Source organism: Arthrobacter sp. Marseille-P9274, from assembly GCF_946892675.1.
GTDB lineage: Bacteria > Actinomycetota > Actinomycetes > Actinomycetales > Micrococcaceae > Crystallibacter.
Map to the genome: position 1 here is coordinate 1,544,397 of NZ_CAMPOV010000001.1, position 19,085 is coordinate 1,563,481.

Consider the following 19,085-nt stretch of genomic DNA (forward strand, 5'->3'; position numbering starts at 1 on the left):
TTCCGGTCCTTAAGCCGGGACGATGTTGACCAGCTTGGGCGCCCGCACAATCACCGTCCGGATTCCACGGCCGTCCAAGGTCTTGATGATCTGCTCCGAGGCCAGCGCCTTCGACTTCAGCTCCTCCTCGGTGATGTCCGCGGCGACTTCCAGCCGGTCGCGGACCTTGCCCTGGACCTGGACGACGGCGGTGACCGTCGCCTGCACCAGCAGGCTCTCGTCGACCTCCGGCCAGCTGGCGCTGGCCACCGACGGCTCGTGCCCGAGCGCCGCCCAGAGGTCCTCCGCGGTGTAGGGGGCGAAGAGGCCCAGGATCACGGCGACAGCCTCGGCGGCCTCGCGCACGGCGGGATCGGCTCCCCCGGCGCCGCTGTCGATCACCTTGCGGGTGGCGTTGACCAGTTCCATCAGCCGCGCGATCACGACGTTGAACTTGTGCTGGTCCAGCAGGTCCGCTGCGTCGGCGATGGTGCGGTGGGTCACGGCGCGCAGCTTGGCGTCACCGGTGGAAGGGTCGACGTCGACCGCGGACGTGACGTCCTGGCCCAACCGCCAGGCACGGGCCAGGAACTTCGCACTGCCGGACGGGGAGACATCGGCCCAGTCGACGTCGTCCTCTGGCGGCGAGGCGAACACCATGGTCAGGCGCACCGCGTCCACGCCGAACTTGTCCAGCTGCTCGCCGAGGTCCACTCCATTGCCGAGCGATTTGCTCATCGCCTTGCCTCCGTTCAGCACCTGGCCCTGGTTCAGCAGGGCGCTGAACGGCTCGTCAAAGTCGATCAGGCCCAGGTCCTTGAGCACCTTGGTGAAGAACCGGCTGTAGAGCAGGTGCAGGATGGCGTGCTCGACGCCGCCGACATACTGGCCCACCGGCAGCCAGCGGTTGACGGCCTCGGTGTCGAAGGGGCCCTCGGTGTAGTCCGGTGAGGCGAACCGCAGATAGTACCAGGACGAATCGACAAAGGTGTCCATCGTGTCGGTATCCCGGCGGGCGGCGCGTCCGCAGCTCGGGCAGTCGACGTTGACCCAGTCCACCGCAGCGGCCAGCGGGGACGTGCCCTTGGGCGCCAGCGCCTCGCCGCGCAGGTCGTCCGGCAGCCTGACCGGCAGTTGGTTGTCCGGGACCGGCACCTCGCCGCATTCATCGCAGTGGATGATCGGGATCGGCGCGCCCCAGAAACGCTGGCGGGACAGCAGCCAGTCGCGCAGCCGGTAGTTCACCGCACGCTCGCCCGTGCCAGCGGCCTCGACGATCCCGATGGCCTTGGCAATGCCCTCGGTCTTCGAGAGTCCGTCAAGTTCGCCGGAGTTGATCAGCGTTCCCTCGCCGGCCGTCGCGACGCCGGTGGCCGCCGGGTCCTCCTCGCCGGTATCCAGGACGGCACGCACGGGCAGGTCGAAGGTGCGGGCGAAGTCCAGGTCGCGCTGGTCGTGCGCCGGCACCGCCATGATGGCGCCGGTGCCGTAGTCCGCCAGCACGTAGTCGGCGGCCCACACCGGCAGCTTCTCGCCGTTGAGCGGATTCACGGCATAACGGCCTAGGAAGACGCCCGTCTTCTCGCGCTCCGTGGACTGGCGCTCGATGTCGGAGAGCCCCTTGACCTTCTCGCGGTACTGCATCAGCGCGTCGTGCTGCTCCGCCGTGACCAGGTCCAGGGCGAGGTGGGCATCCGCGGCAACCACGAAGAAGGTGGCGCCGTGCAGCGTGTCCGGGCGGGTGGTGAAGACCGTGACGTCGCGCTCGGGGCGGCTGTCCGCGGCCTCGATCCGGAAGTTGACGTGCGCGCCCTCGGAGCGGCCGATCCAGTTGCGCTGCATCGCCAGTACGCGCTCCGGCCAGTGGCCCTTGAGCTCCTCCATGTCGTGCAGCAGCCGGTCAGCGTAGTCGGTGATCTTGAAGTACCACTGGTTCAGGCTCTTCTTGGTCACCGTGGTCCCGCAGCGTTCGCAGGCTCCGTTGACGACCTGCTCGTTGGCGAGCACGGTCAGGTCCTTGGGGCACCAGTTCACCGGCGAGTTCTTGCGGTAGGCCAGGCCCCGCTCGTAGAACCGCAGGAAGAGCCACTGGGTCCACCGGTAGTAGTCGGGGTCCGAGGTGTGCAGCCGGCGGGACCAGTCCGCGCTGATGGCGTAGCGCTTGAATGAGGCGGCCTGGGTGTCGATGTTCGCGTACGTCCATTCCGAGGGATGGGCATTGCGCTTGATGGCGGCGTTTTCCGCCGGGAGCCCGAAGGAGTCCCAGCCGATCGGGTGCAGGACGTCGTAGCCCTTGAGGCGCCAGTAGCGGGCAACGACGTCGCCCATGGCGAAGGCCTCGGCATGGCCCATGTGCAGGTCACCCGACGGGTACGGGAACATGTCCAGCACATAGCGGCGTTCCTTGGAACCGTCGTCGACGGCGTTGAAGACGCCCAGTTCCTCCCAGACCGCGGGCCACTTGGCCTCCATCGCTGAAAAGCTGTACTCGTTCTGTTCCGTACCAGCGTGCGTACTCACGTTGCCTTGCCCTCGTCCTCTTGGTTTGCGGTGCACTTGCCGGACTGCTCCGGACACACAAAAGCCCCTCGACGCGGGAGGGGCGGCCGCACTGCGGATTGGAATCCGAAATTCAGCGCGGCTGGCTAAGCTCAAGTGCAGACATAGGTCTACTTTAGCGCAGATCAGGGCGCCTCCCCGCGGGGCCCTGATCTGCGCTTGGCCGGGCTGGCACGATCAGCGCACGTCCTCGTCGACCCAGTCGAACGTCCGGGACACCGCTTTCTTCCACAGGCGCATCCGGCGGGCCCGCTCCGCTTCCTCCATGGCCGGCTCCCACCGCCGGTCTTCGGCCCAGTTGGCCGCCAGCTCATCCTGCCCGCCCCAGAAATCCACCGCGAGCCCGGCGGCGTAGGCGGCCCCGAGGGCCGTCGTCTCGGCTACCCGTGGCCGGACCACCGGGACGCCGAGGATGTCCGCCTGGAACTGCATCAACGCATCGTTGGCGACCATACCGCCGTCGACCCTCAGTTCCTTCAGTGGCACGTCGGAATCCGCGTTGACGGCCTCCAGCACCTCCCGGGTCTGGAAGGCCGTGGCCTCCAAGGCGGCGCGGGCGATGTGCGCCTTGGTCACGAACCGGGTCAGCCCCACCAAAGCCCCGCGAGCGTCCGGGCGCCAGTACGGGGCGAACAGGCCGGAGAACGCCGGGACGAAGTAGGCCCCGCCGCTGTCCGGGACGGTGCCGGCCAGTTCCTCGGCCTCGGCGGCGGAGGCCACGATGCCCAGGTTGTCGCGGAGCCAGTGGATCAGGGAACCGGCGACGGCGATCGACCCTTCCAGCGCGTAGGTCGGAGCCTGGTCGCCGAGCCGGTAAGCCACCGTCGCCAGCAGGCCGTTCGCCGACGACACAACCCGGCCGCCGGTGTTGACCAGCACGAAGCAGCCGGTGCCGTAGGTGTTCTTGGCGTCGCCGGGACCAAAGGCGGCCTGGCCGAAAGCGGCCGCCTGCTGGTCACCCAGGATGCCGGCAATCGGGACCTCGCGCAGCAGCTGGGAACCGTGGACCGTTCCGTATACCTCGGAGGACGAGCGGATCGACGGCAGCATGCCCGCCGGGATGCCGAAGGCCGCCAGGATGTCCGGCGACCAGTCAAGGGTTCGCAGGTCCATCAGCAACGTCCGGGACGCGTTGGTCACGTCGGTGGTGTGGACGCCGCCGTCAGTCCCGCCGGTGAGGTTCCAGACCACCCAGCTGTCCATGGTGCCGAACAGCAGCTCGCCCGCCTCGGCCTGTTCGCGTGCGCCGGGCACGTTGTCGAGGATCCAGCGCAGCTTGGTGCCCGCAAAGTACGGAGTCAGCGGCAGACCGGTGATGTTCTTGAAGCGGTCCGGGCCCGCCCCGGCCGCGAGCTCGTCGCAGATCGCCTGGGTCCGCACGTCCTGCCAGACAATGGCGTTGCTGACCGGCCGGCCGGTCGAGCGGTTCCAGACCACGGTGGTTTCGCGTTGGTTCGTCAAGCCGACCGCCGCGATGTCGTGGCGGGTCAGGCTCGCGCGGGAGAGCGCCGTCCCGACGACTTCGCGCACGTTGTCCCAGATTTCGACGGCGTCGTGTTCCACCCAGCCCGCCCGCGGCAGGAGCTGGCGGTGCTCCTTTTGTCCGCTGGAGACGATGCTGCCTCCGCGGTCGAAGATCATGGCGCGGGACGACGTCGTACCTTGGTCAATGGCCAGTACGTAACCGGGCATGGCCCACCTTTGCTGTTGCCTGCTGATACCGGGACCGGCATTCCGGCGGCCCGGCCCACTGGGCTCGAACCTAGCCGCCGGGCGGGTGGCGGTCAATGGCGGCGCAGGGAGCGTCGGTCTTCGGAGACGGCCGCCGGTCGGTAGAGTTTCTGCTATGGCAACAGCGCACAAGGTGGCACTCAACAACGGCGTCCTGATGGACCAGGTGGGTTTCGGCGTCTATAAGGTCCCGCCGGCGGACGCTGCCGGCCTGTGCTACCAGGCGCTCGAGGCGGGTTACCGGCACATCGACACCGCAGCGTTCTACGGGAACGAACAGGGCGTGGGCGAGGCGGTGGCCAAGTTCACGGCGGAGGAACCCGAGGTCAGCCGCGAGGACATCTTCGTCACGACGAAGCTGTGGAACGACAGCCACGGCCACCAGGCCGCCCTGGATGCCTACCGGAAGTCACTGGACGAGCTGGGCCTGGAGTACGCCGACCTGTACCTGATCCACTGGCCGCTGCCGGAACGCGGGCTCTTCGTCGAGACCTACCGCGCCCTGGAGCAGCTTTACCACGAGGGACGGGTGCGGGCGATCGGCGTCTCGAACTTCCAGCCCGGGCACTTGAGGACCCTGCTCGCCGGGACCGAGGTGGTCCCGGCGGTCAACCAGGTGGAGCTGCATCCGTGGCTGCAGCAGCGGGAACTGCGCGGACTGCACGACGAACACAACATCCGCACGGTGGCCTGGAGCCCGCTCGGCCGCGGCTCGGTCCTGGACGACGCGGTGGTTACCGGACTCGCCGCGCGGTACGGCCGCACGCCGGCACAGGTCGTCCTCCGCTGGCATCTGCAACTGGGCAACACCGTGATCCCGAAGGCCAGCTCGGCGGAACGCATCCGGGAGAACTTCCGCGTCCGGGACTTCGCCCTGGACGACGACGCCATGCGGCAACTCGGCGCGCTGGAGCGCGATGGCCGGCTCGGCTCCCACCCGGACGAGGTGAACTGGGCGTGACCGCCACGAAGGACCGTGCTACGGCCGGCACCGTCATGCTGGAAACCGGCGAGGCGAGCTACTGGGAGTACCCTGCCCGGCAGCCGGGAGCCGGCGCCGACCTGCTGTTCATCCACGGTTTCCGCGGCGACCATCACGGCCTGGACCTGCTGGCCCGCGCGCTGCCGGAGCACCGCATCATCGCCCCCGACCTGCCCGGCTTCGGCGCCTCGAAGCCATTCAGCGACCGGGAGCACAGCGTGGAGGGCTACGCCGGGTTCGTGCAGGACTTCGCGGCAGCGCTGGGCCTCGGCCCCGAGGCGGTCCTGCTGGGCCACTCCTTCGGGTCGATCATCGCGTCCCACTACCTGGCCGCCCGCCCGGGCTCCTTCGCCGCCGCCGTCCTGGTCAACCCGATCAGTGAGCCGGCCCTGAAGGGACCGCGGGCCGCCGCCTCCCGCCTGGCCGAGTTCTACTATTTCCTCGGCGCCCGCCTGCCGGAACGCGCTGGCCTGGCGCTGCTGCAGCATCCGGCGATCGTGCGGGTCATGAGCATGATGATGGCCAAGACGAAGGACCCCCAGCTACGGAGGTTCATCCACGCCCAGCACGACGCCTACTTCAGCTCCTTCGCCAACCGCGCCGTGGTGCTGGAGTCCTTCCGCGCGTCCATCTCCCACGACGTGGTCGAGGCGGCGCCCGGGCTCGCGTTGCCCGTGCTGCTCATCGCGGGCGCCAAGGACGACCTCGGCTCCGTGTCCAGCCAGCGGCGGCTTGCCGGGCGCATCCCGGGATCGCACCTGGAGATTATCGACGGCGTGGGCCACCTGATCCACTACGAGGCGCCCGAAGCCGCCGCGCGGATGATCAGCCGCTTCCTCGGGGAGCTCGCCGCGTGAGGCTGCTGATCGACGCGCGCTACACCCGCACGGACCAGCTCGACGGGATCAGCCGGTACGGCGCCAACCTGATCGCTGCCGCGGCCCGGCAGGCGGACGTGCGCATGCTGATCCATGACGAGCGGCAGCTGCAGTTCCTGCCCGACGTGCCCTGGGTGAAGATCAACAGCCCGCTCTCCCCCGCCGAGCTGTTCGTCGCCCGCCGCATCAACAAGCTGGGGGCCGATGTGGTGGTCTGCCCGATGCAGACCATGGGCAGCTTCGGCCGCCGCTACGGGCTGATCCTGACCATCCACGACCTGATCTACTACCGGCACCCCAAGCCTCCGGGCTTCCTGCCGCCGCCCGTCCGGGGGCTCTGGCGGCTTTATCACAAGGCCTACTGGCCGCAGCGGCTGCTGCTCAACCGGGCCGACATGGTGGCCACCATCAGCCGCACCACCAAGTCCCTGCTGGAGCAGACCCGGCTGACCCGCCGCGACATCAGGATCGTCTCGAATGCGCCGCACTCCCCCGGCGCGGCCCGCGATCCGCAGGCGCCGGCGGACAAGGACCTGCTGTACATGGGCTCCTACATGCCCTACAAGAACGTAGAGACGCTCATCGCGGCCATGGCGCTGCTGCCGGATTACCGCCTGCACCTGCTCAGCCCGGTGTCCGCCGCCCGAAAGGCGGAGCTGGCAGCCGGTGCGGCCGACCCGGGGCAGCTGGTCTTCCACCATGGCGTGTCCGACGGCGAGTATCGCCAGCTGCTGCACCGCGCCACCGCGCTGGTCAGCCTGTCGCGCGACGAGGGGTACGGACTGCCGCTGATCGAAGCCATGGCCGCGGGCACGCCGGTCATCGCGAGCGACATCCCCATCTTCCGCGAGGTGACGGAGGAAGCGGCGCTCCTTGTCGACCCGGACGAGCCGGCGGCGTTCGCCGCCGCCGTGCGCGCCCTGGAGGATCCGGACCGGCGCGCGCGGGCCAGCAAGGAAGGGGCCGGCCGGGCCGGGCAGTTCAGCTGGGACCACTCGGCCGCCCAGCTCCTGGCCATGGCGGAAGAGGTCCGGCGGCGGCGCCAGGTCCCGGCGGGGCGCTAGAGCAGGTCCAGCCCGTCGCAGCGGACCTGCACGGGTTCAGCCAGGCGCCGGGCGGAGACGGCAGCCTTCCTGGCCCGCAGCGCCTGGGTCACCGCGCTGCCCTGCCGGTAGGTGAAGAACAGCAGCGTCCGGTGCGTTCCCGCCGACCCGGGGAGCGGCAGTTCCGCCGGGCCTACCGTACGCACGTCATCCGGAAGGTCGAGGCCGTCGAGGAAGACCTCGAGGCTCTCCGTCGATCCGGTGAGCGCGGCGATCCGCACGGCCGGCGGCAGCTGCAGTTCGCGGCGCAGCTCCAGTTCGCGTGCGGCGGCTCCGGCCGGGTCCCACCGCACGAGGTGCCCGACCACGGCGTCGTGTTCGGCGGTAATAACGACGACGCCGCCCTCCTTCGCCGGCCGTACCAGTGAGGCGGCGGTGAACCAACGGCGCAGCGCATCCTCCGAGGCGCGCAGGGATTCCCGGGCCAGCATCGCGTTGCCGTCCAGCAGCAGCGCCGCGGCGTAGCCGCCGTCCACCGCGGGCTCGGCGCCGGGCGTGGCGACCACGAGGGTGCGGCCCGCCTGGATGCTCTGTTTGATGTGCTCTCCGGCCGAGGAAACCACCGCGGCCCCCGGAAAGGCCCGGCCCAGTTCCTCGGCGGTGCGCGACGCCCCGACCACCAGCGCACGCAGCCGGGGCGATCCGCACTCGGCGCAGCGGTGCCCGGTGGCGAGCCGCCCGCACCAGCGGCAGGCCGGCACCCTGTCGCGACCGGTCTGCGCGAGCGGTCCCTGGCACTCGCTGCAGCGCGCCGGTGTGCGGCAGTCCTGGCAGGCAAGTGCCGGGGCGAAACCGGTCCGGGCCACCTGCACCAGCACCGGGCCGCGCTCCAGCCCCTCGCGCGCCGCCTGCCAGGCCGCCTGGGGCAGCCTCGCATGCCGCAGCAGCGGATCGCGTTGCTGCTGGAAGGAATCCGCCGTGTTGACCACGCGCGGCGCCGCCGCCCGCACCGCCGGCCGCTCCGGTTGCAGCGGCTGCGCCCACCCGGCTTCCACCAGGCGCTGGCTTTCGGTGCTGCGGCTGATGCCGCCGAGCAGCACCGCGCAGCCGGTCTGTTCCGCGCGTAGCAGCAGCACGTCGCGGGCGTGCTGGTATGGGGCCCGTTGCTCCACGTGCAGGTCGTCGCCGTCGTCCCAGATGGCGGCCAGCCCCAGGTTGGCCACGGGCGCGAAGGCCGCCGAACGCGTGCCGATGGCCACCCGGGCCTGGCCGTGCACCAGCTTCAGGTAGTTCCGGTAGCGAGGCGTCGGCCCGTCCTCGGCGGTCAGCCGGACAAAGCCGTCCGCGCCGATGCTGCGTTCCAGCTCCGCCGCGAGCATCGACAGGTCCTTGGCGTCCGGCACCACCACCAGCGCCCCCCGGCCGCTCGTATGCGTCGCGTGGACGGCGGCGGACAGCTGGGCTGCCCAGGAGGCGGCACCGTAGGACTTGTGGGCCGACAGGACCGCGCGGGGCGAGCCCCCGGCGGCGAGATGGGCCAGGAACGCGCCGGCCGCCGGATAGCCGGCGAAGGCCTCGGCCGGATCGGGGACCTCCCCCGTCTCTGCGCCGGGCGTGTCCCGCACTGCTGGATCGAGTGCGTCTGCCGTGTTCGACGCGTCGGGTACGGCCGTCGTCGTCCCCGTCTGCGCCCCGGGTCCCTGCGCTGCCGGCGGAAACTCCTTGTCCACGCGCGCCACCCGCGGCGGGACGGCGGCGCGGACGACGTCGCTGACGGTCCCGGCATAGCGCCGGGCGACGGCCTGCGCCAGCTGCAGCACCTCGGGCGTCAGCACGGGTTGGGGCGAGACGACCTTGGCCAGGCGGCTCAGCTTGATGCCCTCCGCCGCCTCGGCCTTGCGCCGCGTGATATAACCGGTGACTTCCTGGGCACCGAAGCGTGCCTTGATCCTCGCTCCCGGGACCGCGCCCGCCGCGAGCTCCGCCGGCACCAGGTAGTCGAAGCCGCGGTCGAGGTGCGGCACGGCCGATTCGATCAGGACTTCCGCCACCGGGTCCTGGGCTGCCGGCTGCGTGGTGCCCCGCGGCTTGGCCGGGGCCCCGAACCCCTGCAGCAGGGACAGCTGGACGGCCCCGTCCGCTCCTGGCTCCTGCGGCATGTGGCCCCGGCTACGCGTTGAAGAAGCTGCGCAGCGCGTCCGCGCGGTCGGTGCGCTCCCACGTGAAGTTGTGGTGCTCCCGGCCGAAGTGGCCGTGGGCGGCGGTCTGCAGGTAGATCGGCCGCTTCAGCTGCAGGTCGTTGATGATGGCCAGCGGGCGCAGGTCGAAGACCTCATGGATGGCGTCCGCGATCCGCAGCGGGTCCACCGTCTCGGTGCCGAAGGTCTCCACGTAGATTCCCACCGGGCGCGCCATGCCGATGGCGTAGGCGATCTGGATTTCCGCGCGGCGGGCCAGGCCGGCAGCGACGACGTTCTTGGCGACCCAGCGCATGGCGTAGGCGGCCGAGCGGTCCACCTTCGAGGGGTCCTTGCCGCTGAAGGCGCCCCCGCCGTGGCGGGCCATGCCGCCGTAGGTGTCCACGATGATCTTCCGGCCGGTCAGGCCGGCGTCCCCGACCGGACCGCCGATGACGAATTCGCCGCCCGGGTTGAGGATGTGCCGGACGTTCGAGATGTCAAGATTGGAGGCGGCCAGCACCGGTTCGATCACCTTGGTGCTCACGTCGCGGCCTAGGTGCTCCAGGTCAACGCCGGCCTCATGCTGGGTGGACACCACGACCGTGTCGACCGATACCGGCTTGTCGCCGTCGTACCCCACGGTGACCTGGGTCTTGCCATCCGGGCGAAGGTAGGGCAGGACGCCGGACTTGCGCACCTCGGTGAGCCTCTCGGAGAGCCGGTGTGCCAGCCAGATCGGGGCCGGCATCAGGACATCGGTCTCGTCGCTGGCGTAGCCGAACATGATGCCCTGGTCCCCGGCGCCCTGCGCATCGTAGTCGTCCACCATCAGGCCCTGCTTGGCCTCGTAGGAGTTGAAGACGCCGGACGCGATGTCGGAAGACTGCTGGCCGATGGAGACCGAAACGCCGCAGCGGGCGCCGTCGAACCCCTTGTCTGAGGAGTTGTAGCCGATGTTCAGGATGGTGTCGCGGACGATCTGCGGGATCTCCACGTAGCCCTGGGTGGTGACTTCGCCGGCCACGTGCACCAGGCCCGTGGTGGTCAGGGTTTCGACCGCGACCCGCGACTCGGGATCCTCGCGCAGGAGGGCGTCGAGGATGGCATCCGAAATCTGGTCGCAGATTTTGTCCGGGTGGCCTTCCGTGACGGACTCGGACGTGAAAAGCCGCAGAGGGGTAGCTGAAGAAGTCACAGCCCTACTTTACTTGCTCCCGCCGACGGTTCCGTGCGCGGCGCCCGTCAGCCCAGTTCTTCGGCCACGCGGGCGATGATCGCCTCGGCCGCTTCGTCCTTGGTGCCGCTGAAGGTCTGCGGCTCGTCGCCGTTGCGGTGCAGGATGCTCACCGAGGTCTGGTCCTGCCCGAAGACGAGGTCCTGTCCCACCTGGTTGAGCACCAGCAGGTCGCAGCCCTTGCGCTCGAGCTTCTGGCGCGCATACTCGAGCACGTCGCCCCGGCTGTCGCCAGTCTCGGCGGCGAAGCCGACAATCAGCTCGGGGCCGGTGCCGCTGTCCCGGCGCTGCTGTACCAGCTCCTGCAGGATGTCCGGATTGCGCACGAGCGTGATCACCGGATCCGCCGCGTCGTCCCGCTTCTTGATCTTGGTCCCGGCCTGCTCGGCCGGCCGGAAGTCCGCGACCGCGGCGGCCATGATGACTACGTCAGCACGCCCGGCGGCATCGAGGGCGGCGGAGCGCAGCTGCAGGGCAGTCTCGACGCGGGCGGTCTTGACGCCCTCCGGCGGGGCGACGTCCATGTGGGCGGCGATCAACTCCACCTCGGCGCCGGCCGCGGACGCCGCGCGGGCCAGGGCGACACCCTGCTTGCCGGAGGAGCGGTTGCCCAGGAAACGGACCGGGTCAAGCGGTTCCCGGGTGCCGCCCGCCGTGATGACGACGCGCTTGCCCAGCAGGGGCGATGCGCCCGCCGCGGGAGCCTCGCGGACCTGCCGCAGGGCGAACGCGAAGATCTCGTCGGGCTCCGGCAGCCGCCCCGGGCCGGTGTCCTTTCCGGTGAGCCGGCCGCTGGCCGGCTCCATCACGACCGTCCCGCGGCTGCGCAGGAGGGCAACGTTTGCCTGCGTAGCCGGGTGCTGCCACATCTCCGTGTGCATGGCCGGGACCATAACGACGGCGGCGCGCGTCACCAAAAGCGTGTTGGTCAGCAGGTCCCCGGCCAGCCCGGCTGCCGCCTGGGCCAACAGGTCCGCGGTCGCGGGGGCGACAACCACCAGGTCCGCCTCCTGTCCCAGCCGGACGTGGTTCACCGTGTCCACGGCGTCGAACACGCTGGTGGAGACGGGCCGGCCGGACAGGGCCTCCCAGGTTGGACGGCCGACGAACTGCTCGGCGGCCGCGGTCGGGATGACCGTGACTTCGTGCCCGGCTTCCTTAAACAGCCGGAGCAGGAATGCGGACTTGTAAGCGGCGATACCGCCGCCTACGCCAAGGATGATCCGCATGCCTGCTCCGCCAGGTCCGCTCAGCGGGCCTGCTAGTCGTTCTTCTCTACCGGCTTGGAAACCAGCAGCCCCTCGTTGATTTCGCGCAGGGCGATGGAGAGCGGCTTCTCGTTCAGCTTGGTGTCCACGAGCGGGCCGACGTACTCGAAGAGCCCCTCATGCAGCTGCGAGTAGTAGGCGTTGATCTGGCGGGCGCGCTTGGCCCCGTAGATCACCAGGGCATACTTCGAGTCCGTCGTCTCCAGCAGGGAGTCGATCGGCGGATTGATGATGCCTTCGAGGTTGGTCGACACGTATTCTCCAAAAATTCTGTAGGTAATCTTGCGCTGTTGTTCCGATGCCTAACGCGGGTTCGGCACGAGTCCCATCAGCGAAACAAGCTCTTCCGCCGCCCGTCGGACGTCGTCGTTAATGACGGTGTGGTCGAATTCGGATTCGGCGGCAAGTTCCAGTTTAGCGGTTTCCAGCCGCTGCTGCTGTTCCTCGGGCGTTTCTGTGCCGCGGCCCACGAGCCGGCGCACCATTTCGTCCCAGCTGGGGGGCGCCAGGAAGACGAAGTTTGCGTCCGGCATGGTCTGCTTGACCTGCCGCGCTCCCTGGAGGTCGATCTCCAGCAGGACCGACTTGCCCTCGGCCATGGCCCGTTCGACCGTCTCTCGGACGGTGCCGTAGCGGTTGCGGCCGTGGACCACGGCCCATTCGAGCATCGATCCCTTGGCCACGAGGTCATCGAAGTCGCTGGCGGAGACGAAATAGTAGTGGATGCCGTCGATCTCTCCCGGCCGCGGAGCGCGGGTGGTCGCCGAAACGGAGAGCCAGACTTGGGGGTAGTGGTCGCGGATGTAGGTGGAGACCGTACCTTTACCGACGGCGGTGGGCCCGGCGAGGACAGTCAGGGTGGGTTTGTCAGACATGCTTTCCATCTATAGCAGTTCAGCGCGGTTCGAGCAGATCGATCAGCGCCTTACGCTGATGGACCCCCAAACCGCGCACCCGCCGGGTCGGTGCGATCCCGACGGATTCCATGATCCCGGCGGCGCGGACTTTGCCGATGCCGGGCAGTGCCTCCAGGAGCTCGGCCACGCGCAGCCGGCCAATCGACTCCTGGGTCTTAGCCGACTCGATGACTTCGGAGATGCTCGTGCGCCCGTCCTTCAGCTTGGCCTTCGCCTCGGCGCGCTCCGCCCGGGCCGCCGTGGCCTTGTTGCGGGCTGCCGTTCGTTCGCTGTCCGTCAGCGGTTTCAGACTCACAGGCTTCTCCACATCGTTGCGCTGCCGCCGGCCGCGGCATGGAGCTAATCCACTTGCACTGAACCTAGTGGCAAGCCCCCGGGAAATCAATGCCTTAGCCGGTGCCGGCCGGCGGTCTCCGGCTTCAGCCGGCGACCATCTCCAGGGTACGCGCCACAGCGTCGCGCAAGGCCGCCGCTTCCGGACCGGCTTTGAGGATATCGCGGCTCGATGTCCCCAGCACGCGGCCGAAGGCGGACCCGAAGGAGCGCCGCAGATCTGCGCCGGTGGCGCCCTGGGCTCCGAGCCCCGGAGCGAGCACCGGGCCGTTCAGGCCGGCCAGGTCGAGGCCCAGCCGGGCCGGCGCGTCCCCGACGGTCGCGCCGACCACTAGGCCGACCGAGCCCAGCTCCCCGGAGTCCCGGGCCGCGGCGTTGTCCGCCGCGGCCGCCCGCACGATCCGGCGGGCCACGGAGTCCTCCCCCCCGACGTGCTGCACGCTGGCGCCCTCGGGATTCGAGGTCAGCGCCAGGACAAACACGCCGCGGCCGGTCTGCTCCGCCAGGTCCAGGGCCGGCCGCAGCGACTCATACCCCAGATAGGGGCTCAGCGTCACCGCGTCCGCGGCCAACGAAGAGCCGTCGGCCAGCCAGGCCTCCGCGTAGGCGGCCATGGTGGAGCCGATGTCACCGCGCTTGGCGTCGGCGATCGTCAGCACCTCGGCGCCGGCCGCTGCGGCCAGCACCTTCTCCAGGGCGGCCAGGCCGCGCGAACCGTGCCGCTCGAACAGCGCGACCTGCGGCTTCACCGCGGCGGCCACCTCCCCCACCGCCTCCAGGACGGTGAGGGAGAAGCGCTCGAGGCCCCCGGCGTCGTCGTCCAGGCCCCACGCGTGCAGGAGGCCCGGATGCGGGTCGATGCCGACGCAGAGCGGGCCGCGGGCGGCCATGGCGGCCTGCAGCCGCGCGCCGAACCCTGTCCGCGGCTCAGGCACCGGCGCTGGCCTTCAGCTTGGCGGCATGCTCCTGCAGGCTGGTGACGTCCCACTCGTACTGGCGCATCGCGTCGATGGCCTGGACCGCCGCGCCGAACTCGGCAACGGTGGTGATCACGGGCGTACCGACCGACGTCGCCGCGGCGCGGATCTCGTAGCCGTCGCCCCGGGCGTCTCCCCCGGAAGGGGTGTTCAGGATCATGTCGATCGAGCCGTCCGTGATGAGGTCCACGATGTTGGACTCGCCCTCGGCGCTGCCCTCGCGGACCTTGCGCACCACGGTGGCCTGGATCCCGTTGCGGCGCAGCACATCGGCGGTGCCGCCGGTGGAGACGATCTCGAAGCCCAGGTCGGCCAGGTGCTTGACCGGTATCACGATCGAACGCTTGTCCCGGTTGGCGACGGACACAAAGACCTTGCCGGAGGTCGGCAGCGGGTTGTTGGCCGCTGCCTGGCTCTTGGCGAAGGCCGTGTCGAAGTACTTGTCGATGCCCATGACCTCGCCCGTGGAGCGCATTTCCGGGCCGAGCAAGGAGTCCACCACGGTGCCTTCCGGCGTGCGGAACCGGCTGAAGGGCAGCACGGCTTCCTTCACGGCCACGGGCGCCTCCAGCGGCAGGCTGGCGCCGTCGCCGGTCTCGGGCAGCATCTTGTAGGCGGTCCGCAGCTGGTGGATGGTCACTCCGGTGCCGATCAGCGCCGCGGCCTTGGCCAGCTGGATGCCGGTGGCCTTGGAGACGAAGGGTACGGTGCGGGAGGCGCGCGGGTTCGCCTCGATCACGTAGAGCACGTCTGCGGCCAGCGCGAACTGGATGTTGATCAGGCCGCGCACCCCGACGCCTTCCGCGATGGCGCGGGTGGCCCGGGTCACGCGGGCCTGGACGTCGGCGCCGAGCGTGATCGGGGGCAGCACGCACGCGGAGTCGCCGGAGTGGATGCCCGCTTCTTCGATGTGCTCCATGATGCCGCCGACGTAGAGGTCCTTGCCGTCGAAGAGCGCATCCACGTCGATCTCGATGGCGTCCTCAAGGAACCGGTCCACCAGCACCGGGTGCTCCGGCGTGATCTCGGTGGCGTTGCTGATGTAGCGGGCGAGGTTCGGCTCGTCGTAGACGATCTCCATGCCGCGGCCGCCCAGCACGTAGGACGGGCGAACCAGCACCGGGTAGCCGATCTCGTCCGCGATCTTCTTCGCGTCCTCGAAGCTGACGGCGGTGCCGTTCTTCGGCGCGATGAGCCCGGCCCGGTCCAGCACGCGCTGGAAGGCGCCGCGGTGCTCGGCGAGGTCGATGGCCTCCGGCGAGGTGCCCAGGATCGGGATGCCGGCGTCGGACAGGGCCTGCGCCAGCTTCAGCGGAGTCTGCCCGCCGAGCTGCACGAAGACGCCCATGACGCCGCCGGTGCGCTCCTCGGCCGCGATGACCTCGAGCACGTCCTCCAGCGTCAGCGGCTCGAAGTAGAGCCGGTTGGAGATGTCGTAGTCCGTCGAGACGGTCTCCGGGTTGCAGTTGATCATGACGGTCTCGTGGCCGGCCTGGCGCAGGGCCATGGTGGCGTGCACGCAGCTGTAGTCGAACTCGATGCCCTGCCCGATGCGGTTCGGGCCGGAGCCGAGGATGATGATCGACGGCTTGGCATGCAGCTCGACCTCGTCCTCCTCGTCGTAGGACGAGTAGTGGTACGGCGTGTAGGCGGCGAACTCGGCGGCACAGGTGTCCACCGTCTTGAACACCGGCCGGACGCCGAGGGCGTGGCGGACGCCGCGGACCACGGCCTCGGGGGTGTTGGTCAGCTTGCCGATCTGTTCGTCGGAGAAACCGTGGCGCTTGGCCAGGCGCAGGATGTCCTCCGTCAGTGCCGGAGCCTTGCGGATCTCGCCAGCCACTTCGTTGATCAGCTGGAGCTGGTCGAGGAACCACGGGTCGATCCCGGTGGCTTCGTACACCTGCTCGACGGTGGCGCCGCCCAGCAGCGCGCGCTGCACCATGGACAGCCGCTCCGTGGAGCCTACCTTGGACTTCTCCAGCAGCTCCGGAACCTCGAAGTCATTGACCGAGTCGAAGGTCAGCTGCGCGCCCTTCTGCTCGAGCGACCGCAGGGCCTTCTGCAGGGCCTCGGTGAAGTTGCGGCCCAGCGCCATGGCCTCGCCGACGGACTTCATCGTGGTGGTCAGCGTCGGATCGGCCGCCGGGAACTTCTCGAAGGCGAAGCGGGGAACCTTGACGACGACGTAGTCCAGCGTCGGCTCGAACGACGCCGGGGTCTTCTGGGTGATGTCGTTCGGGATCTCGTCCAGGGTGTAGCCGAGCGAGAGCTTCGTGGCGATCTTGGCGATGGCGAAGCCGGTGGCCTTCGACGCCAGCGCCGAGGAGCGGGAGACGCGGGGGTTCATTTCAATAACGACGACGCGTCCCGTGTCCGGTTCGATCGCGAACTGGATGTTGCAGCCGCCGGTGTCCACGCCGACCTCGCGGATCACGGCGATCGAGATGTCCCGCAGGTTCTGGTACTCGCGGTCCGTCAGCGTCAGGGCCGGCGCGACGGTGATCGAGTCGCCCGTGTGCACGCCGACCGGATCGAAGTTCTCGATGGAGCAGACCACCACGACGTTGTCGTTCTTGTCGCGCATCATCTCCAGCTCGTACTCCTTCCAGCCGAGGATGGACTCCTCGAGGAGCACCTCGCTGGTCGGGCTGTACTGGATGCCGGCGCCGGCGATGCGGCGCAGGTCCTCCTCGTTGTACGCCATGCCGGAGCCGAGGCCGCCCATGGTGAAGGACGGGCGGACCACCATGGGGTAGCCAAGCTCCTCGGCGGCCTTGAATGCCTCGTCCATCGAATGCACGATGATGGACCGGGCCGACTCGGCGCCGCAGCGCTCCACCACGCCCTTGAACTTCTCGCGGTCTTCGCCGAGCTCGATCGCCTCGATGTTGGCGCCGATCAGTTCGACGTTGTACTTCTCCAGCACGCCGTTCTTGTCCAGCGCGATGGCGGTGTTGAGCGCCGTCTGCCCGCCCAGGGTCGGCAGCACCGCGTCCGGACGTTCCTTGGCGATGATCTTCTCGACCACTTCCGGCGTGATCGGCTCCACGTAGGTCGCGTCCGCGAACTCGGGATCCGTCATGATCGTCGCCGGGTTGGAGTTCACGAGAATGACGCGCAGGCCTTCCTCCTTCAGGACGCGCAGCGCCTGGGTGCCGGAGTAGTCGAACTCGGCGGCCTGGCCGATGACGATCGGCCCGGACCCGATGACCAGGACGGACTTAAGATCTTCTCTCTTGGGCATTACTTGGCTTCCTTGGCGTCGATGGTGGCTTTGGAGACGTCCGCTGCGTCGGTGCTGACGGTACTCGTACCTGCGGTCCGCCGTGCCGCGTCCATGAGGTCGATGAACCGGTCGAACAGGTAGGCCGAGTCGTGCGGGCCGGCGGCGGCCTCGGGGTGGTACTGGACGGAGAACGCGGGGATGTCGAGGCACGCGAGGCCCTCGACGACGTCGTCGTTAAGGCTCACATGGCTGACCTCGACGCGGCCGAACCGCTCCTCCGGCGCCTTCGTGGCGCCGTCGGTGGGAGCGTCGACGGCGAAGCCGTGGTTCTGCGAGGTGATCTCCACCTTGCCCGTGCGGCGGTCCATCACCGGCTGGTTGATGCCCCGGTGCCCGTAGCGCAGCTTGTAGGTGCCGAAGCCCAGCGCGCGGCCGAGGATCTGGTTGCCGAAGCAGATGCCGAAGAAGGGCAGGCGGGCGTCGAGGACGTCGCGCAGCAGGCCGACCTGGGCGTCGGCCGTGGCCGGATCGCCGGGGCCATTGGACATGAAGACGCCGTCCGGGCCGAGGGCCTGAATGTCCGCCAGGGTGGCCGTAGCCGGCAGCACATGGACCCGGACGCCGCGTTCGGCGAAGCGCTGCGGAGTCATGGACTTGATGCCCAGGTCGAGGGCGGCGATGCTGAAGCGCGGTTCGCCCTCCCAGCCGTGGTCGGCGGGATCGATGACGTAGGCTGCATCGATGCTGACCTCCTCGGCCAGCCGCGATCCCTCCATGGGCGCCTGCGCCTTGACCTGCTCCAGCAGCTCGGCCTCCGGGCGCTGCGCGTCGGCGCCGGAGAAGATTCCGGCCTTCATCGCGCCGCGCTCGCGCAGGTGCCGGGTGATGGCGCGGGTATCCACGCCCTGCAAGCCCACGATGCCCTGTTCGATGAGTTCCTCGTCGAGGCTGCGCTCCGAGCGCCAGTTCGAGGGCCGCCGGGCGGCATCGCGGACGATGTAGCCGGCCACCCAGATCCTGCGGGATTCCGCATCCTCGCGGTTCACGCCGGTGTTGCCGATGTGCGGGGCCGTCTGGACGACGAGCTGGCGGGCGTAGGAGGGATCCGTGATGGTCTCCTGGTAGCCGGTCATGCCGGTGGCAAAGACCGCCTCGCCCAAGGCCGTTCCCTGGGCTCCGTAGCTGCGTCCGCGGAAGACGCGGCCGTCTTCGAGGACAAGCAGCGCCGCCGCAGAAGGAGTGGTTTGGTGTTCAGTCACGATAGATCCTCATCGTTGTCCGTTACAGCAGGTACAAAAGTTTCCAGGTGCTCCAGCATCGGCCGCTTGTCCGCGGCCTGCCGGTTGCGGAAGGCGGTGTCCACGTCCCGGCCGCCGAGGGACCAGGTAATGACGGCCAGCCCGTCCCTCTCGACGAACTTGCCCACCATGCCGCTCTCGGTGCGGACGCCGCTGATGCTGGACGCCGGCAGGTACAGGTCCGGGACACCGCGACGCTCGATCAGCACGCCCTGCGGATACACCCGCAGCAGCGCGTTGGACCGGATGCCCAGGGAGTGGACGGCGAGCCGGTCCAGCCAGTCCCCCGCCGTCGTCGTGACGACGTACTGCCCCTCGTAGGCCGCCACCGGCGCCGACAGCTCCTCCGGCACCGCCGGCAGCGGGGCGACGTCCTGCTGGCGCTTCAGCCGGCTGCGCCAGCCGAAGTAGACGAGCCCGATGAGCACCACCACCAGGCTCAGCGTGATCAGTCCTGGTCCCAGGTAGTCCACGGGC

Annotated in this window: 15 protein-coding genes; 3 read left to right on the plus strand and 12 right to left on the minus strand. The window is 69.5% G+C overall.

Features of this window, described 5'->3' with window-relative positions:
- Positions 1-9: 9 nt before the first annotated feature.
- Together leuS and glpK are read right to left on the minus strand one after the other, a co-directional pair.
- Positions 10-2,499, minus strand: coding sequence for a leucine--tRNA ligase (gene leuS / locus OC550_RS07020; protein ID WP_262104615.1), 2,490 nt, complete (start codon positions 2,497-2,499; stop codon positions 10-12).
- Between the two features lie 216 nt (positions 2,500-2,715).
- Positions 2,716-4,230, minus strand: a complete 1,515-nt coding sequence (gene glpK / locus OC550_RS07025; protein WP_262104617.1) for a glycerol kinase GlpK — start codon at positions 4,228-4,230, stop codon at positions 2,716-2,718.
- A 154-nt stretch (positions 4,231-4,384) separates the two neighbouring features.
- On the opposite strand from glpK, the gene OC550_RS07030 reads away from it, so the two are divergent.
- The 3 genes from OC550_RS07030 to OC550_RS07040 are packed head-to-tail and all read left to right on the plus strand — an operon-like array spanning position 4,385 to position 7,193.
- Positions 4,385-5,230, plus strand: coding sequence for an aldo/keto reductase (locus OC550_RS07030; protein ID WP_262104620.1), 846 nt, complete (start codon positions 4,385-4,387; stop codon positions 5,228-5,230).
- Complete coding sequence (locus OC550_RS07035; protein WP_262104622.1) at positions 5,227-6,108, plus strand: alpha/beta fold hydrolase; 882 nt, start codon at positions 5,227-5,229, stop codon at positions 6,106-6,108. Before OC550_RS07030 ends, OC550_RS07035 begins: the two co-directional genes overlap by 4 nt.
- On the plus strand, positions 6,105-7,193 hold the full coding sequence (locus OC550_RS07040; RefSeq protein ID WP_262104624.1) for a glycosyltransferase family 1 protein: 1,089 nt from the start codon (positions 6,105-6,107) through the stop codon (positions 7,191-7,193). The genes OC550_RS07035 and OC550_RS07040 overlap by 4 nt, the downstream gene beginning before the upstream one ends.
- Here the strand turns inward: OC550_RS07040 and OC550_RS07045 are convergent.
- From OC550_RS07045 to OC550_RS07090, 10 genes are all read right to left on the minus strand, one after another.
- Positions 7,190-9,331, minus strand: a complete 2,142-nt coding sequence (locus OC550_RS07045; protein ID WP_262104626.1) for a primosomal protein N' — start codon at positions 9,329-9,331, stop codon at positions 7,190-7,192. The genes OC550_RS07040 and OC550_RS07045 overlap by 4 nt on opposite strands.
- A gap of 10 nt (positions 9,332-9,341) precedes the next feature.
- On the minus strand, positions 9,342-10,547 hold the full coding sequence (gene metK, locus OC550_RS07050) for a methionine adenosyltransferase (RefSeq protein WP_262104628.1): 1,206 nt from the start codon (positions 10,545-10,547) through the stop codon (positions 9,342-9,344).
- Positions 10,548-10,594: 47 nt separating this feature from the next.
- Positions 10,595-11,815, minus strand: coding sequence for a bifunctional phosphopantothenoylcysteine decarboxylase/phosphopantothenate--cysteine ligase CoaBC (gene coaBC / locus OC550_RS07055; RefSeq protein WP_262104630.1), 1,221 nt, complete (start codon positions 11,813-11,815; stop codon positions 10,595-10,597).
- 32 nt (positions 11,816-11,847) lie between these two features.
- Positions 11,848-12,108 carry a DNA-directed RNA polymerase subunit omega gene (gene rpoZ / locus OC550_RS07060; protein WP_005268284.1) on the minus strand — a complete coding sequence of 87 codons (261 nt, stop codon included), beginning with the start codon at positions 12,106-12,108 and terminating at the stop codon, positions 11,848-11,850.
- A 48-nt stretch (positions 12,109-12,156) separates the two neighbouring features.
- Positions 12,157-12,729, minus strand: a complete 573-nt coding sequence (gene gmk / locus OC550_RS07065; RefSeq protein WP_262104635.1) for a guanylate kinase — start codon at positions 12,727-12,729, stop codon at positions 12,157-12,159.
- Between the two features lie 19 nt (positions 12,730-12,748).
- Positions 12,749-13,066, minus strand: a complete 318-nt coding sequence (gene mihF / locus OC550_RS07070; protein WP_262104637.1) for an integration host factor, actinobacterial type — start codon at positions 13,064-13,066, stop codon at positions 12,749-12,751.
- Positions 13,067-13,190: 124 nt separating this feature from the next.
- Entirely contained in the window at positions 13,191-14,039 is an 849-nt protein-coding gene (pyrF, locus tag OC550_RS07075; protein ID WP_262104639.1) for an orotidine-5'-phosphate decarboxylase, read from the minus strand.
- The gene (gene carB, locus OC550_RS07080) at positions 14,032-17,328 is read right to left on the minus strand and encodes a carbamoyl-phosphate synthase large subunit (protein ID WP_262104641.1); all 3,297 of its coding nucleotides are present in this window, start codon (positions 17,326-17,328) and stop codon (positions 14,032-14,034) included. Before carB ends, pyrF begins: the two co-directional genes overlap by 8 nt.
- Positions 17,328-18,569, minus strand: a complete 1,242-nt coding sequence (gene carA / locus OC550_RS07085; RefSeq protein WP_262104643.1) for a glutamine-hydrolyzing carbamoyl-phosphate synthase small subunit — start codon at positions 18,567-18,569, stop codon at positions 17,328-17,330. The genes carB and carA overlap by 1 nt, the downstream gene beginning before the upstream one ends.
- Entirely contained in the window at positions 18,566-19,081 is a 516-nt protein-coding gene (locus OC550_RS07090) for a hypothetical protein (protein ID WP_262104645.1), read from the minus strand. Before OC550_RS07090 ends, carA begins: the two co-directional genes overlap by 4 nt.
- Positions 19,082-19,085 lie beyond the last annotated feature (4 nt).

Coding starts and splice junctions, on each gene's coding strand:
- glpK (WP_262104617.1), bottom strand. CDS start 4,230: ATGCCCGGTTACGTACTGGCCATTGACCAAGGTACGACGTCGTCCCGC.
- OC550_RS07030 (WP_262104620.1), top strand. CDS start 4,385: ATGGCAACAGCGCACAAGGTGGCACTCAACAACGGCGTCCTGATGGAC.
- OC550_RS07045 (WP_262104626.1), bottom strand. CDS start 9,331: ATGCCGCAGGAGCCAGGAGCGGACGGGGCCGTCCAGCTGTCCCTGCTG.
- coaBC (WP_262104630.1), bottom strand. CDS start 11,815: ATGCGGATCATCCTTGGCGTAGGCGGCGGTATCGCCGCTTACAAGTCC.
- gmk (WP_262104635.1), bottom strand. CDS start 12,729: ATGTCTGACAAACCCACCCTGACTGTCCTCGCCGGGCCCACCGCCGTC.
- carB (WP_262104641.1), bottom strand. CDS start 17,328: ATGCCCAAGAGAGAAGATCTTAAGTCCGTCCTGGTCATCGGGTCCGGG.